Raw genomic sequence first — 15,600 nt, 5'->3', positions numbered from 1 at the left:
TACCGCCGATCGCCGGGCGTGTGGGGGGATCCCACACGTCCTTACCGCACGCCAGCTCCCCCCGTAATCAGCAGGCCTCCCGGCATCCATACTTCAGCTTTAACCGAACAGGCCCCGCATCCCTTATTTCAACGTTTGCCGAATGTGTCTCGCATCCCTTACGACTGACTTTCGCCGGATAGAGATGAAACGTTCTTCACAGGCCAAATGGCCGGTTTGCAGCCCGTGCAGAAGCGTTGCGTGGGGGCTCGCAAAGGTGCGCTACAGGCCTGGAATGAGGATTTTCACACGCGGAAAGCAGGTGTAGATTCGGTCAGGAAAGGAGTAACCTCCGTTATCCGGGCCGTTCGGCGGGCATTATCTGATGCCAGGCTGTCAACTTTTGAACGTGCAGTGGTGACGAAAAGTGTGGATGACCCCGCCCCGCTGGGCTTATATACCTGGAACGCGGTCATTTCGGGCGCGCTACTGGCACCTTTACAGGTATGTGAAGTGGTGATTCGTAATGCGGTTTCAGATGCACTTGAGAGCATTTATGGTTCAGAGTGGCCGTGGAATCGCTCTTTTGAAGGAAGCCTGCCTCATGGCAGAAAGAGCGATCTGCTGGAAGCAAGGAGGGTGGCAGAAGGCACGGATACCGTCATCCCTAAGAAAAGATGAGAACCAGATCCCATTCTGATCTCTCCAGACTTGCCAGGCCGTGTTAACGCTGACGATAATCGCGGCGCAACGGCAGTACAGGTTGCCGCCCGTTTTTATTACGGCATGTCACTGGTAATGCAGGCAAGACCAAAATAAAAATGCTCACCCTTATTTTTTGGGGGGCATTTCTATTTTGGTCTTTTTTTTTGGTTTTTTTCAGGGGTGAAGTATGAATTATAAACAGCTCGGCCACGACATTATCGCACTGTGCGGCGGTAAGGCGAATATTATCAGGTTAACGCACTGCGCCACGCGCCTGCGTCTTGAATTCAGCGACCGCAGTCAGGTACAGGACAAAGCGATAGAGCAGCTGCCTGGGGTGATCGGGGTGGTGGAGAGCGGCGGCCAGTTTCAGATTGTGATCGGCAACCAGGTACAGCAAACCTACCGCACCATGCTTGATGCCGGCAGCGGCACAGCCGGCGCGAAGCCGGTGGCCAGCGCCAGCAAAGGCGGGGTGTTCAGCCAGATTATCAGCGTGATCTCCACCACCTTTACCCCGGTGATCCCGGCAATTACCGGTGCCGGGATGATCAAAGCGCTGCTGGCGATTCTGAAACTGAGCGGTCTGATTACCGCCGCCAGTACCACCTATCAGCTGCTGGATACCATTGCCGATGCCGCGTTTTTCTTCCTGCCGGTACTGCTGGCTTACGGCGCGGCGATCAAATTTTCCTGCAACCCGATCCTGGCGATGACCATTGCCGGGGCGCTGCTGCATCCCAACCTGGCACAGATGCTGGCGAAGGGCGGTGAGATTACCTTTATTGGTATCGACGTGCGGCTGGCGGATTATGCCGGTTCGGTACTGCCGATCATCTTCACCGTGTGGATTATGTCGTGGGTGGAACGGTTCGCCGAGCGGGTGTCGCCGTCGATGATCACCTTCTTTACCAAACCGATGATCGTGCTGCTGGTTACCGCACCGCTGGCGCTGGTAGCGATAGGGCCGTTTGGCATTCTGCTCAACGACCTGGTGGCCACCGGCGCAGCGGCGATCGATGGCCGTGCCAGCTGGCTGATCCCGATGCTGATGGGCGGGCTGCAGCCGTTCCTGGTGATCACCGGCACGGCGTGGGCGATGACGCCGATTGCTACCATGCAGCTGAGCCGTCAGGGTTTTGAAACCATCAACGGTCCGGGGATGCTGGCGTCAAACATTGCTCAGGGTGCCGCTACCCTGTGCGTGGCGCTGAAAACCAAAAATAAAGATCTGAAGCAGCTGGCGTCGTCCGCCGGTTTCACCGCGCTGCTGGGGATCACCGAGCCTTCGCTGTACGGGGTGACGCTGAAGCTGAAACGCCCGCTGATTGCCGCGATGATCGGCGGCGGCTGCGCCGGGATTTACGCCGGACTGAGCGGCGTAGTGCGTTACGCCTTTGTCTCACCGGGGCTGGCGGCGCTGCCGGCCTTTATCGGGGAAAATCCGATGAACATCGTCCACGCGCTGATCACCTGTCTGATTGCCATCGTGGTCACATTTGCGCTGACCTGGGTGCTCGGTTTTGACGATCCGCAGCCGGTTGCGGATGCACCACAACAGGATGCCGCAGAGACTGCGCGTCAGGGCGAAGCTACCCGCGCAGCGCAGGCTGCTGGCGTGACCGCTGCTCAGGCCGCGGGCGTTAATGGCTTAGCCAGCCAACCCGTGAATGCCAGCGTGATGGGCACTGTTCAGGCCCGGGCAACTTGTGCTTCAGTGCAGTCGTTGCCGGACAGCGGTGAGGTCGCCACGTTAGCAACTGCGTCCTGTAGTAGTGCGGTTCAGACACCGCAGGCCAATGCCCTGCGCAGCGAAACCCTGCTCAGCCCGCTCAGCGGACGGGTGCTGCCGCTGTCGGCGGTGCCGGATGACGTGTTCTCCCTTGGTCTGCTCGGCCAGGGCGTGGCGATCGAACCGGATCGCGGCGTGCTGGTCTCGCCGGTGGCGGGTGAGGTGATGACCTTCCTGCCGTCAAAACACGCGGTGGGCATCAAATCCGACGGCGGGGCGGAAGTGCTGATCCATATCGGCATCGATACCGTTAATCTTAACGGTGAACACTTTACCTCGTCACTGCAGGTGGGCGATCGGGTCAGCGTCGGTGAGGTGCTGGTCACCTTCGATATCGCGGCGATCGCGGCGGCTGGCTATCCGCTGATAACGCCGGTGCTGGTGGTTAACAGTGAAGATTATCAGTCCGTCACTGCCGTCACTGCCGTCACCGCCAGCGGTCAGGTGGAGACCGGTGCAGCGCTGCTGGCGCTGAGCGCCCGGTCAGGGGAGAAAACAGCATGATCTATCAACAACCGTCGCCGTTTCCGGCAGGCTTTTTATGGGGCGCCTCCACTTCAGCGTATCAGGTGGAGGGGGCGTGGAATGAAGACGGCAAAAGCCCGTCGGTGATTGACATGTACCAGCATTCAGCCGACACCGCAGACTTTACCGTCGCCAGCGACCACTACCACCGCTGCATTGAGGATGTACGGCTGTTTGCCGAACTCGGACTGAAAGCCTACCGCTTCTCCATCGCCTGGACGCGGATCATTCCCGGCGGCACCGGCGAGGTGAACCCGGCCGGAGTGGCGTTTTACCGGCGTCTGGTCGACGAACTAAACCGCCACGGCATCGAGCCGATCGCCACGCTGTATCACTTTGATCTGCCCTGGTGCCTGCAGCAGCAGGGCGGCTGGGAGAACCGGGCAACCATCGACGCTTTTGTCGGCTATGCGCGCACGCTGTTCAGCCTGTTTGGCGACAGCGTACGCCACTGGCTGACCATCAACGAGCAGAATACGCTGATCCTGCACCCCGGCGCCGTCGCCCTGCCGCCGGGCGGGGTGCCACCGACGGCGAAATCGCTGTGGCAGCAGAACCACCATATGATGCTGGCGCAGGCGCAGGTAATGGCACTGTGCCACCGGATGCTGCCGGCGGCGAAGATCGGCCCGGCGATCAATACCACCTCAATGTACCCGGAGCACTGTAAGCCGGAAGATGCCATCGCCGCGCATAACTGGGAAACGTTGCGCGGCTGGAGCTTCCTCGACCTGGCGGTGCACGGGCGTTATAACATGCTGCACTGGCGCTACCTTACCGATCGCGGCCTTGCCCCGGACATGGCCGAGGGGGATGCGGCGATCCTGCTGCAGGGCAAGCCGGACTATGTCGCCATCAACTACTACTCGACGGCGACCATTGCCGCCAGCCGCGGCGATGCGTCAGACGTCAGCGCACGCGCCGGGGATCAGCAGATCATGCTGGGGGAGCCGGGGGTGTACCGCGCGGCGGAGAATCCGTTCGTCGGCAAAACCCGTTACGGCTGGGTGGTTGACCCGGTCGGGCTGCGCCTGACGCTGCGCAAGACGTACGAGCGTTATCATCTGCCGATCCTGATCACGGAAAACGGCATCGGTGCGCCGGATGAACTGCAGGCTGACGGAACCATCGCCGATGATTACCGCATCGACTTTCTGCGCCAGCATATTCAGCAGGTGCAGCTGGCGCTGGCGGACGGCGTGCCGGTGATGGGCTACTGCCCGTGGTCAGCGATCGATGTGGTCAGCACCCATCAGGGGTACGGTAAGCGCTACGGCTTTATTTACGTTAACCGCGGCGAGCATGACCTGAAGGATCTGCGGCGCATCCGTAAGCAGAGTTTCGGCTGGTATCAGCGGGTGATTGCCAGCAACGGTCAGACCTTGTAAAACAGAGCCAGACAGATAATGGCCGGGTGGTGAAATGGAAAAAATGACGGTAGCCAAAGTGCTGAATAACAGTCTGGTGTTATCCAGCACGCCCGGCCATGACGAAGTTATTGTGATGGGTAAAGGCATCGGCTTTAACAGCAACGTCGGCGATACCCTGGACCCGGAGAAAATCGAGAAGATCTTCGTGGTGCAGGGCAGCCAGACCTCGCGGGACTACCTGCGGGTGATCGCCAACTCGCCGGAATACCTGCTGCCACTGGTGCAGGCGCTGATCGACGATGCCAGCACGCGGCTCAACGCCCGCTTCAGCGAGCAGCTGTTCTTTACCCTGGTGGACCATATCTGTTTTGCCATCGAGCGTTTCCAGAAGGGCATGGTGATCCAGAACCGTCTGCTGGCCGAGGTGAAACGTTTCTACCCGCGTGAGTTCAGCGTGGCGCAGCAGGCGGTCGCCGGCCTCAACCAGCAGCTGAATATCCGGCTGCCGGACGAGGAGGCGGGCAATATCGCCTTTCACCTGGTCAATGGCCAGACCGACGTGCAGAATATGGAATCGACCCTGCTGTCGGTGAAGATGCTGAAGGATATTTTCAATATCGTTAAGTATCACTTTAACGTGACGCTGGATGAGGATTCACTTAACTACCAGCGTTTCCTCACCCACCTGCAGTTCTTTATTCAGCGGATGATCGAGGGGCGGCAGATCGTCGCCAGAGAGGACTTTATCTTCGCCCAGGTCAGCCGCGAGTATCCGCGCCACTACCGCGCCAGCCAGCTGATCGCCGAATATGTTCATAACCTGCTCCAGGTAACGCTGACCAGCGACGAATTACTCTATCTGATGATACACCTGGTGCGTATCGCCAGCCCGGATGAACCGTAGGCGGAGGAGGGGCAGGCGAAGCGCGCCTGTCACACTTGCCGCCTTTGCTTTAACTCGCGCCATCCTTTCCTGCACTGAGTCAGGTTGTGTACTTCCCGGCTGTCTTTGCTAACGATCCAAGGCTGAAAGCAACTGTCTGGCATCTGGCATCGTACATTTGTCCGTTCCCTTTGTCCTGTAACACTCTCCATCTGTCATCTGCCATCTGCCATCTGCCACCTGCCACCTGCCACCTGCCACCTGCCACCTGCCATAAAGCCTGCAGGCGCACCCTGCGCACCCTGCGCACTTTGCGGGCCGAGATAACCCCGCGTTCCTCCACGTTAAAAATTCGTGAATCGCGTCTCAAATCGGTGATTAATCCCTCAGCCGGGCTTGCCGTCGCAGAAGCACAGTGATATTAATGCACTTGTTCACAAATAATCGTGAAGTTGTAAAGTAATTCACAAACAACCTGATCAAGGACATGCCATGTCGGAACTGAAATTTGCCACCCGCCTTAACTCCTTTGCCTCCGGGGCCTGGCGCTACTGGCCGGAGCTGAAGGGCAAACCTACCGTGCTGCAGATGATTGAGCGTGCGGCCACCGCGAAGGGGCTGACCCACCTCGATTTAAACTATCCGCAGCACATCACTGACGATATCAACACCATGCGGCAGAAGATCGCGGACGTCGGGCTGGCAGTAAACGGCATGCAGATGCGCTGGGATGCGCCAGAATTTAAAATCGGTGCCTACACCAACCCGGACCCGAAAGTGCGCCGCCAGGCGATCGAGCTGACCAAGCGCGGCATCGACGCCGGTCGCGAGTTCGGTGCCAGCATTATGACCCTGTGGATGGGGCAGGATGGTTTCGACTACTGCTTCCAGGCGGATTACAAGAAGATCTGGGAAGACGCGGTCAGCGCCGTGCGTGAAGTGGCGGAATATGCCGGCGATATGGACGTCAGCATCGAGTACAAGCCCAACGAGCCGCGTGCTTTTGCCATCTTCCCCAACGTCACCACCTGCCTGCTGGCGGTGGAAGAAGCCGGTTGCCCGAACCTCGGTGTAACCCTCGATTTTGCCCACGTGCTGTTTGCCAATGAGGTGCCGGCCTTTGCGGCGGCGATGGTGGCACGCCGTTCGCGCCTGCTCGGGCTGGATCTGAATGACGGCTGGGGAAAACGTGACGACGGCCTGATGGTCGGTGCCGTTAACCCGCGCGCCACGCTGGAATTCCTCTGGCAGATGAAGCGTGACGGCTACAAGGGCGCCTACTACTTCGATACCTTCCCGGACGCCAGCGGCCTCGACCCGGTGCGCGAAGCCGAAACCAACATCGCCACGGTGACCCGTTTACTGAAACTGTGCGATCGGCTGGATAATAATACCGAATTGCATGATGCAATCAGCCGTCAGGACGCGGTGACCTCCCAGCAGATTATTAACGACATCATGCTGGCACGATAGTTTTTCTCTGGACAATCCATCTAACAACAATATCAGGATCGATCATGAAAAGAACCTTACTCTCTGTACTCGCCGTTACCCTGCTGAGCACCACCGCGTATGCCGCCGATCTGCCACCGTTGCAGTCTGACACCGAAGCGGATCGTACCGACTGGACGCAGCTGACGGAAAAATATGGCCCGTTACCGGCTCCGGCGAAAACGCTGAAAATTGGTGGCGTATCAAAAACCCTGACCAACGAATACTGGCGATCGCTGGGCGATGGCTACAAGGCCAGCGGCGCGAAATATGGTTTCACCGTTGAGTACCAGGCGGCGGCGAATGAAGACGATCAGCTGGGCCAGCTGTCGATTGCGGAAACGCTGATCTCGCAGGGCTTTAACGGCCTGCTGGTGTCACCGCAGACCGACGCCAACCTGCAGCCGGCCTATGAGGTGGCCAAAAGCAAAGGCATCCCGGTGGTTAACGTTAACGATGCGGTGATGCCGAACGCGTCACACTACGTCGGCAACGTGCAGAAGGATAACGGCGTGCGCGTGGCGCAGTGGTTTATCCAGCACTATCCGCAGGGCGGCAAGGTGGCGATCGTTGAGGGGCAGCCGGGCGTCTATGCCGCCGGGCAGCGCACCAAAGGCTTCCGCGAAACCATCAGCAAAAACGGCAAGTTCACCGTGGTGGCCAGCGTGCCGGCCAACTGGAGCCGTGAGAATGCCTATAACGCCGCCTCCACCATCCTGCAGCAGCACCCGGATCTGATCGGCTTCTATGCCAACAACGACGGCATGGCGCTGGGCGTGGTGGAAGCGGTGCGGGCGCAGAATAAAAGCAAGCAGACCGCCGTATTTGGCACCGACGGCATCTCCGACGCCTATGCTTCCATCAGGCGCGGTGAGCTGACCGGTACCGTGGACAGTTTCCCGGTGCTGACCGGCGAGGTGGCGATGGAAGTGATGCTGCGTCTGATTAACGGCCAGAAAATCTCCCGCGTGGTCTCCACCCCGCAGGCGCTGATCACCAAAGACAACGCTGAGGCTTTCTCGACCAAAGACAACGCGAAGCTGCGTCAGCTGCTGGCACAGCAGCAGTAATGCGGGTGACGGAGGGGATAATGGAACAGTTCAGTTTAACCATGCGCGCTATCAGTAAAAGCTACGGCAGCGCGGCCGCGTTACAGGGCGTTGATTTTTCGGTGCGTCCCGGCGAAGTTCATGCACTGATCGGCGAGAACGGCGCGGGGAAATCCACGCTGCTGAATATTCTCTCCGGAGTGCGGCTGGCGGACGGCGGTGAGATCTGCGTTGACGGCGTCACCATCCAGATGAAAAACCCGCTGTCTGCCCGTCAGGCCGGTATCGCCATGATCCACCAGGAGTTACAGCACGTTCCTGAACTCTCCGTCGCGCAGAACATGTTTCTTGGCCGGCCGCTGACGCGCGGGGCGGGTTTTTTCGTTGACCGTAAGGCGCAGTATGCCAGAGCTAAAAGCATTCTGCGCCGCCTGGATCCGAGCATCGACCCGGACGAGCCGATCAAAAATCTCAAGGTTTCGCAGCAGCAGATTGTCGAGATCGCCCGTGCGCTGCTCGATGAAGCAAAAATCATCGCCATGGATGAGCCGACCTCAAGCCTGACGCCGCGCGAATTCGACCGCCTGGCCGAGCTGATCGGCGATCTTAAGGCGATGAACGTGGCGCTGATTTACGTGTCGCACAAGATGAATGAGATCTTCAAAGTCTGCGATCGCGCCACCATCCTGCGTGACGGCAGGCAGGTGGGGGTGGTTAACATCTGTGACGAAACCGAAGAGAGCATCGTCACCAAAATGGTCGGCCGTAAGATCGACAAGGTCCAGCATCAGTCGTATATCACCGACCGTGAGGTGCTGCGGCTGGAGGGCGTCGGGCGCGGCACGGCGGTGCTGCCCGCCAGCTTCAGCGTGCGCGCCGGCGAAGTGCTGGGGATTGCCGGGCTGGTCGGTGCCGGGCGCACCGAGTTGCTTAAGCTGATCGCCGGCATCGATAAGAAGAGCTGCGGCGAGGTCTGGGTCGACGGCGTGGCGGTGAAAAATCTCAACGTCAGCCGGGCGATTAAAGCCGGTATCGGGCTGGTGCCGGAGGACCGTAAAAAAGAGGGCATTATCAAACAGCGGGCGGTAAAGATGAATATGGCGCTGCCCTCGATGGCGCAGTTCACCCGTCAGGGGCTGCTGCGGCAGCGTAAGCTGGACGCGCTGGCGCTGCAGGTGATGACCGATCTGAATCTGCGACCGTTAAATATTGAAAAACCGATTGGTACCTTAAGCGGCGGCAATCAGCAGAAGGTGATTATCGGCCGCTGGGTGGCGGCGGATAATAAAGTCTTCCTGTTTGATGAACCGACGCGCGGTATTGATATTGGTGCCAAAGCGGAAATCTATAATTTAATTGAAAAGCTGGCCCGCCAGGGGAAAGCCATTGTGGTGGTCTCCTCCGAGATGCCGGAAATAATGCGTATTTCAGACCGGGTACTGGTGATGCGGGAAGGAAAAATAACCCGTGAACTGCAGGGTGATGCAATCACCGAAGAGAATATCGCCCGTTATGCGATTAACGAACTGGCTTAAGCATTAACTTTCTAAGGTAATAACATGATGACGCAAGATAAGACTCAACCTGGGCTGCCCACCGCCGCGCTGTTTAAATTTAATCTGCGCGATGCCGGTACGCTGATTGGCCTGATAATCATTGTCGTGACGTTCTCGCTGCTGTCACCGGTGTTCTGGACTCTGCCTAACCTGCTGAATATTTTGCAGCAGTCATCCATTAACGCGATTATTGCGCTGGGAATGACGCTGGTGATTATCTCCGGCGGTATTGACCTGTCGGTGGGGCCGACCGCAGCGCTGTCTGCGGTGCTGGGAGCCACGCTGATGGTCGCCGGCGTGCCGGTGCCGCTGGCGGTGATGGCCACGCTGGGCGTCGGCGCGCTGTGCGGGGTGTTCAGCGGCACGCTGATCGCTTATGCCGGGCTGCAGCCGTTTATCGTTACCCTCGGCGGCCTGTCGCTGTTCCGCGCGCTGTCGCTGATTTTCACCAACGGTAACCCGATTTTTGGTATTCCGATGGAGTTTCGTAACCTGATTAACAGCGCGCCGTTTGGCGTGCCAGCGCCGATTCTGATCGTAGTGGCGATTGCGCTGCTGCTGTGGGTGGTGATGAATAAGACCCCGCTGGGCGAGTATATTCTGGCGGTGGGTGGCAACGAAGAGGCGGCGCGGGTGGCCGGGGTGCCGGTGAAACGCACCAAGGTTACGGTCTATGTGATCTCCGGGCTGCTGGCCTCGCTGGCCTCGCTGATCCTGATCGGTCGCCTTGGCGCGGCAGAGCCCACGCTCGGCAACCTGTGGGAGCTGGATGCGATTGCCGCCGCGGCGATCGGCGGCGCGTCGCTGATGGGCGGCAAGGGCAGCATTGTCGGTACGCTGATCGGCGCGGTGATCCTCGGTTCGCTGCGTAACGGTCTGACGCTGCTAAATATTCAGGCGTTTTATCAATTGCTTGCCACCGGCCTTATAATTATCATAGCGATGTTGATAGACAGAGCGACACGAGGCAAGTAATGAAGCAGGATCCGCGAGCCATTGGCGCTCAAATACGCATGAGATTACCCGGCCTGACCCCGCTGGAAAGAAAAGTGGTGGATTCAATCACCTCGAAAACAGATTTAACCGAGCAGACCTCAATTAAAGAGATCGCGCAGGCCAATAATGTTTCCGAGGCGATGGTGGTGAAAATTGCCAAGAAATTGAATTTCTCCGGTTTTCGTGAGTTCAGGAGCAGCCTGCTGTTCTACAACTATTCAGAAGTGGCCGGGCTGCATGCGGAAATTGAAGCGGATGACTCGTCGGAGCAATTACTGGCAAAAGTATTCAGAACCTCGATACAGGCCATGGAAGAGACCATGTCGATTCTGGATATTTCTGAGTTCAACCGGGCGGCAGAGATCTTATTTAAGGCGCGGCATATCGATCTCTACGCGGTGGGGGGGTCAGCCACCGTTGCGCGGGATTTAAGCCACAAGCTGCTTAAGATCGGTATCAAAACCACCGTCTATGACGATGCGCATATTATGCTGATGTCGGCGGCGGTATTAGCGGATGATGATGCGGTGATCGCCATCAGCCATTCCGGTGCCACCCGTGCGGTGAACGACCCGATTAAGCTGGCAGCGCGTAACGGGGCCAAAGTGATTGCAATTACCAACTACGCCGAGTCGCCGATTGCGCGTAATGCGCAGGTGGTGCTCACTTCAACCTCTCAGGGATCGCACCTGCTCGGGGAAAACGCCGCGTCACGCATCGCCCAGCTGAATATTCTGGATGCCCTGTTTGTGGCGATAGCGCAGAAGGATCTGAAAACGGCGGAGAAAAACCTGATGAAGACCCAGCAGGCGGTCCAGGACCTCAGAGAATATTAGCATGAGTCAGATCTTAGTCACCGGCAGTCTCCATTACGACATTATGCTGCAGGCCGATCATCGCCCGGAAAAGGGCGAAACGGTGATCGGCAGCCGCTGCAGCTACAAATTTGGCGGTAAAGGCGGTAATCAGGCGGTGGCCGCCGCGCGGGCGGGGGCTGCAGTGCGCTTCGCGGGCGCGGTCGGCGACGATGCGCCCGGAGCATTTTTGCTGGCGGTATTAGATGAGCACGGCATTGACAGCCGGGTGGCGGTAAAAGCCGGTGAACCTTCCGGGATGAGCGTGGCGATCCAGGATGCCGAAGGCGACTACGGCGCGGTGGTGGTGTCGGGGGCAAATACCCTGATCGAACCCCAGGCGCTGGCGGAAGCGTCGCTGTGGCAGCAGGTGGGGATGCTGGTGCTGCAGAATGAGGTCACGGACGCGGTGAACCTCGCCGCGGCGCAGGCTGCCCGCCAGCGGGCGATCCCGGTGTGCATCAACGCCGCCCCGGCACGGGCGTTAAGCCCGGCGCTGATCGCCTGCCTCGATCTGCTGGTGGTGAACGGCGTGGAAGCGCGCGACATGAGCGGCATCAGCGTCAACAGCCTTGCAGATGCGCTGCAGGCCGCTCAGGCGCTGGGCCAGCACTATCCGGCGGTGGTGGTCACCGCCGGGGAACACGGCGTGGCCTGGATTGAAGCGGGCCAGCCTGCGCAGTCGCTGGCCGCACAAAAGGTGGTACTGGTCAGCACCCACGGCGCGGGGGACTGCTTTATGGGTATGCTGTGCGCCACGCTGTTGCAGGGCGAGCCGCTCTCCACCGCCGTTGCGCGTGCTAATCAGGCGGCCGCTGAACACGTTTCACGCCCGGCGGCGTAACACCGCCCGCCGTGACGGCCGGTTTCTCCAGTCTCAAGGCCCTGAATGCTGCTGCATTCGGGGCTTTTTATTGCCGTCAAATTGTTGCCCGGGTTTTTACTTCCGCGGATCCACACCCTGATGAAGGTGACCGAACCTGGCGCGAAAAGTTTTATCATCGGGTACGTAAGTCACGCATTTCACCCCTGCGTCAGCCAGGGCGTAGCGCACCGCCTTAGTCCGACCGGCTCCATCTCTTTTCCAGCCGCCCGGAAAGCAGGCTTAACGGCCAGATTACCAGGAAGTAGATCAGCGCCACGCAGGTGAAGATCTCCAGCGGGCGGTAGTACGCGGCGCTGAGCAGCCGCCCCTGATACATAATCTCCTGCACCGACAGCACCGAACAGAGCGAGGTCATTTTCGCCATCTCGATGCCGCGGTTGGTCAGCGCGGGCAGCATGCGTTTGAACACCTGCGGGAAGATAATGCGCCGCAGGATCTGCGCTTTACGCATGCCGATCGCTTTTGCTCCTTCCCACTGCCCCTGTGCCACCGACTGAATACCGCTGCGGAAAATCTCGCAGCAGTAGGCGGAGGTGTTGAGGCCCAGCGCCAGCAGCGAGGCCTGCAGCGGCGACAGCTGCACGCCGGTCAGCGCCGGCAGGGCGTAGTAGAACCAGATCAGCTGAATCAGCACCGGGGTATTGCGGAACACTTCCACCCAGGCGATGCTCAGGCCGTTTAACAGGCGGCTACCCGAGGTGCGGCCAAGGCTGAACAGCGCGCCGGCCAGCATGCCCAGCGGAAAAGCGACAGCCCAAAGTTCTACGGTCAGTATAATGCCGCGCCCCAGCACCGGCAGGCTGGTCCATACCACGGCGCTGTCCCAGCTAAATTCCACGGTGGTTTACTCCCATGTTTTAATCCTGCGCCCGACTGTAGCGGGCGAGGCGGTATTCAGCGATGCGCGCCAGCTGGCTGAGCAGCAGCAGCGAAATAAAGAACAGCCCGGCGATCACGGTGTAGATCTCCAGCGGGCGGAACAGCATGCTGTTGACCTGCATTGCTTTATAGATCACGTCGCTGTAGGCGAGGGTGGAGGCCAGCGAAGTGGTTTTAATCAGCTCGAAGGTGCGTTCGACAAACGGCCCGCTCATCCGGCGCAGCGCCTGCGGCAGGATCACCCGCCACAGGGCGCGACGGTGGCTCATGCCGATCGCTTTTGCGCCTTCCCACTGGCCGCGCTCCACTGACTGGATGCCGCCGCGAAACACCTCGGCGTAGAAGGCGCCGGACTGGGTGGAGAGGGCGATGGCCGCCGCCCAGTAGGGCGACAGCGTAATGCCGCTGACCAGCGGCAGGGCGTAGAAGCACCAGAAAAAGTGTACCAGCGGCGGCGTATTGCGGAAAAAGTCGATAAATACCTTCGCCGGCAGCCGCAGCACGCGCTTAGGTGACATCATCATCAGCGCCACCACGCCGCCGACCAGGATGCCGATCAGGATCGCCGCCAGCGCCAGCTGCGCGGTGCCGAGCAGCCCCTCCAGCAGCAGCGCCCGCTGCTGCCAGACGCCGCTAAAATCCCACTGATACTGCATACCTTCTCCTGCTGCCCTTGCCACAGCGCAATGCGCCAGTGATCTGTTGCACATTCTGCTGCCGGGCAGCGCAGGGCGATTTAGCCCGCTACGCTACACCGGTCAGTTGACGGCCGGTTACCCTGTTGCTGGCGACCGCTTCCGCGCCGGCCGTATTAGGCACACCGGTTACCGATCCGCCGTCACGCCCGGAATGGCTTTGGCATCCAGCCCTTTAGAAGTCATATACTCGCTAAAGGTTTTCTGCACCTCACCGCTGGCGTTCAGCTTGATCACTTCCTCGTTGATGTAGTTGAGGAAGCGCGGGTCGCTCTCTTTGCGCAGGCCGATGCTGCTGGACAGCTGCACCACCGGGGTCGGCACGACCAGGTTGCCGGTACGGATGTGCGACAGGGCAATTGCCAGCGCCGGATGGTAGAAGGCAAAACCGTCGATGCGTTTCGACATAAACGCGGCAACGGTCTCATCGGTGTTGGCGAAGCGCTGGATCTGCGCTTTCGGCAGACGCTGGGTCAGATCGCGGTCGGTCGAGCTGCCGAGGGTCACGCCAATGCGCACGTCAGGGCGGTTAAGGTCGTCCCAGCTGTCGGCTTTGATGCCGTCTTTCACCAGCACGCCCTGCTTGTACCACAGCAGCGGCGCTTCCGGGAACGCCAGCGCTTTTTTACGTTCGGCGGTGGCGTCCAGCACCAGCAGCAGGTCGATCTGATTGGCCTGAATAGCTGCCGCAACGTTGCCGTAGGTGGTCTCCACCGGCACCAGCTTCACGCCGAGATCCGCAGCAATCTTCTCGCCAAGCTTATAACCCACCCCGGTCCACTGGCCGCTAATCGGGTCTTTGTAGTACCACGGATCGCCAGGCGCCACGCCAAGGCGCAGCTGTTTAGTCTCATGAATCTGATCCCAGGTGGAGTCTGCAGCGCTGGCGGCGGCTGAGAACAGCGTGCTGCCAAGCAGGGCGGCGGCAAACAGCCGACGCAAAGGACGATGCCATACGTTCATAAATTACCTCGGGTTATGGGCCGCTGTGGTGGCTTAACGCACCTTAGCCGGCCTGGGTGTAGTGTTCATAAAGGGCGGAGAGGCGTGCGGTCAGCGCCCCCGGCTGGCCGCTGCCGATGGTCTTACCATCCACGCGCACCACCGGGGTAAGGCCGCCCAGCGTACCGGTAATAAAGGCTTCATCGGCGGTGTAGACCTCGGCGAGGGTGTAATCACCCACCACCAGGGTAATACCCGCCTCACGCGCCAGCCGCATCACCGTTTTATGGGTGATGCCGTTGAAGTTGAAGCGCCCGCTGGAGGTCCAGAGCTCATCCCCGCGCACGATAAAGAAGTTGGTGGAGTTACAGCTGGCGACAAAGCCGTGCGGATCGAGCATCAGCGCTTCGTCGGCACCGGCGTTGATTGCCTGGATCAGCGCCTGAATAAAGTTCAGGCGGCTGTGTGAGTTGAGGCGCAGGTCGAACACGTCCGGGCCGCTGCAGCGGTAGGTGGAGGTAAACAGCGACAGACCCTGACTTTTTTTCGCGTTATCAATCACCTTAAACTCGGCGACGATCACGATGGTCGCCTGGCCCAGCGCAAAGCGCGGATCCTGGTTTGGCGTGTGTTTTTTACCGCGGGTGACCATCAGACGGATATGCACGCCGTCGTGCATCTGGTTACGTCGCAACGTTTCTTCAATCAGTGCCAGCATGCCGGCCTTATCGACGCCGATATCCAGCTCAATCGACTTCGCCCCGTCGAACAGTCGGGTAAGGTGCTGGTCGATGGCCAGCAGCTTACCGTTAACCAGCCGCAGCCCCTCCCAGACGCCGTCTCCCAGCACAAAGCCGCTGTCAAAAATCGACACCGTGGCCTGATGTTTCGGCACAAACTCGCCGTTAACGTAAACAATCACGTTCTCGTTGCGCTCGTCAGGGATATAGCCCTGTGCGCTGGTGCCGGAAGGCGTAATGCTCATGATGGTTCCTTAC

At 59.5% G+C, this 15,600-nt stretch carries 14 protein-coding genes; 10 read left to right on the top strand and 4 right to left on the bottom strand.

Annotated elements, in window-relative coordinates; all coding sequences use genetic code 11:
• Nucleotides 1-240: 240 nt before the first annotated feature.
• The 10 genes from ASF13_RS24325 to ASF13_RS11755 all read left to right on the top strand — a co-directional run bounded on the left by ASF13_RS24325 (nucleotide 241) and on the right by ASF13_RS11755 (nucleotide 12,044).
• The gene (locus ASF13_RS24325; protein ID WP_146005470.1) at nucleotides 241-660 is read left to right on the top strand and encodes a hypothetical protein; all 420 of its coding nucleotides are present in this window, start codon (nucleotides 241-243) and stop codon (nucleotides 658-660) included.
• Nucleotides 661-871: 211 nt separating this feature from the next.
• On the top strand, nucleotides 872-2,980 hold the full coding sequence (locus ASF13_RS24055) for a glucose PTS transporter subunit IIA (protein WP_056236462.1): 2,109 nt from the start codon (nucleotides 872-874) through the stop codon (nucleotides 2,978-2,980).
• A complete protein-coding gene (locus ASF13_RS11790; RefSeq protein WP_056236460.1) occupies nucleotides 2,977-4,389 on the top strand; it encodes a glycoside hydrolase family 1 protein in 1,413 nt (470 codons plus the stop codon). The genes ASF13_RS24055 and ASF13_RS11790 overlap by 4 nt, the downstream gene beginning before the upstream one ends.
• Nucleotides 4,390-4,432: 43 nt before the next feature.
• Nucleotides 4,433-5,275: a BglG family transcription antiterminator LicT gene (gene licT / locus ASF13_RS11785; RefSeq protein ID WP_056237152.1), complete on the top strand. Its 843-nt coding sequence runs from the start codon at nucleotides 4,433-4,435 to the stop codon at nucleotides 5,273-5,275.
• A 471-nt stretch (nucleotides 5,276-5,746) separates the two neighbouring features.
• A complete protein-coding gene (locus ASF13_RS11780) occupies nucleotides 5,747-6,727 on the top strand; it encodes a TIM barrel protein (protein ID WP_056236459.1) in 981 nt (326 codons plus the stop codon).
• Between the two features lie 44 nt (nucleotides 6,728-6,771).
• Nucleotides 6,772-7,815, top strand: coding sequence for a substrate-binding domain-containing protein (locus tag ASF13_RS11775; protein WP_056236457.1), 1,044 nt, complete (start codon nucleotides 6,772-6,774; stop codon nucleotides 7,813-7,815).
• 20 nt (nucleotides 7,816-7,835) lie between these two features.
• Entirely contained in the window at nucleotides 7,836-9,329 is a 1,494-nt protein-coding gene (locus ASF13_RS11770; RefSeq protein ID WP_056236455.1) for a sugar ABC transporter ATP-binding protein, read from the top strand.
• Between the two features lie 24 nt (nucleotides 9,330-9,353).
• A complete protein-coding gene (locus ASF13_RS11765) occupies nucleotides 9,354-10,325 on the top strand; it encodes an ABC transporter permease (RefSeq protein WP_056236453.1) in 972 nt (323 codons plus the stop codon).
• Entirely contained in the window at nucleotides 10,325-11,182 is an 858-nt protein-coding gene (locus ASF13_RS11760) for a MurR/RpiR family transcriptional regulator (protein ID WP_056236451.1), read from the top strand. Before ASF13_RS11765 ends, ASF13_RS11760 begins: the two co-directional genes overlap by 1 nt.
• Before the next feature lies 1 nt (nucleotide 11,183).
• Nucleotides 11,184-12,044, top strand: coding sequence for a PfkB family carbohydrate kinase (locus ASF13_RS11755; protein WP_056236450.1), 861 nt, complete (start codon nucleotides 11,184-11,186; stop codon nucleotides 12,042-12,044).
• A 214-nt stretch (nucleotides 12,045-12,258) separates the two neighbouring features.
• Here ASF13_RS11755 and ASF13_RS11750 read toward each other — a convergent pair whose 3' ends face one another.
• The 4 genes from ASF13_RS11750 to ASF13_RS11735 form a co-directional block, all read right to left on the bottom strand.
• A complete protein-coding gene (locus ASF13_RS11750) occupies nucleotides 12,259-12,924 on the bottom strand; it encodes an amino acid ABC transporter permease (protein ID WP_056236448.1) in 666 nt (221 codons plus the stop codon).
• 19 nt (nucleotides 12,925-12,943) lie between these two features.
• Entirely contained in the window at nucleotides 12,944-13,621 is a 678-nt protein-coding gene (locus ASF13_RS11745; protein ID WP_056236446.1) for an amino acid ABC transporter permease, read from the bottom strand.
• Nucleotides 13,622-13,789: 168 nt separating this feature from the next.
• Complete coding sequence (locus ASF13_RS11740) at nucleotides 13,790-14,623, bottom strand: transporter substrate-binding domain-containing protein (RefSeq protein ID WP_056236443.1); 834 nt, start codon at nucleotides 14,621-14,623, stop codon at nucleotides 13,790-13,792.
• Nucleotides 14,624-14,666: 43 nt separating this feature from the next.
• Nucleotides 14,667-15,587, bottom strand: coding sequence for an aminotransferase class IV (locus tag ASF13_RS11735; RefSeq protein WP_056236440.1), 921 nt, complete (start codon nucleotides 15,585-15,587; stop codon nucleotides 14,667-14,669).
• Nucleotides 15,588-15,600: the final 13 nt, after the last annotated feature.

Origin of the sequence: Erwinia sp. Leaf53, from assembly GCF_001422605.1 — a bacterium.
GTDB lineage: Bacteria > Pseudomonadota > Gammaproteobacteria > Enterobacterales > Enterobacteriaceae > Erwinia.
The sequence above is the reverse complement of the archived record's forward strand: the minus strand, read 5'-3'. Positions and strand labels throughout refer to the sequence as shown.

Coding starts and splice junctions, on each gene's coding strand:
- ASF13_RS24055 (WP_056236462.1), top strand. CDS start 872: ATGAATTATAAACAGCTCGGCCACGACATTATCGCACTGTGCGGCGGT.
- ASF13_RS11790 (WP_056236460.1), top strand. CDS start 2,977: ATGATCTATCAACAACCGTCGCCGTTTCCGGCAGGCTTTTTATGGGGC.
- licT (WP_056237152.1), top strand. CDS start 4,433: ATGACGGTAGCCAAAGTGCTGAATAACAGTCTGGTGTTATCCAGCACG.
- ASF13_RS11780 (WP_056236459.1), top strand. CDS start 5,747: ATGTCGGAACTGAAATTTGCCACCCGCCTTAACTCCTTTGCCTCCGGG.
- ASF13_RS11775 (WP_056236457.1), top strand. CDS start 6,772: ATGAAAAGAACCTTACTCTCTGTACTCGCCGTTACCCTGCTGAGCACC.
- ASF13_RS11770 (WP_056236455.1), top strand. CDS start 7,836: ATGGAACAGTTCAGTTTAACCATGCGCGCTATCAGTAAAAGCTACGGC.
- ASF13_RS11765 (WP_056236453.1), top strand. CDS start 9,354: ATGATGACGCAAGATAAGACTCAACCTGGGCTGCCCACCGCCGCGCTG.
- ASF13_RS11760 (WP_056236451.1), top strand. CDS start 10,325: ATGAAGCAGGATCCGCGAGCCATTGGCGCTCAAATACGCATGAGATTA.
- ASF13_RS11755 (WP_056236450.1), top strand. CDS start 11,184: ATGAGTCAGATCTTAGTCACCGGCAGTCTCCATTACGACATTATGCTG.
- ASF13_RS11745 (WP_056236446.1), bottom strand. CDS start 13,621: ATGCAGTATCAGTGGGATTTTAGCGGCGTCTGGCAGCAGCGGGCGCTG.
- ASF13_RS11740 (WP_056236443.1), bottom strand. CDS start 14,623: ATGAACGTATGGCATCGTCCTTTGCGTCGGCTGTTTGCCGCCGCCCTG.
- ASF13_RS11735 (WP_056236440.1), bottom strand. CDS start 15,587: ATGAGCATTACGCCTTCCGGCACCAGCGCACAGGGCTATATCCCTGAC.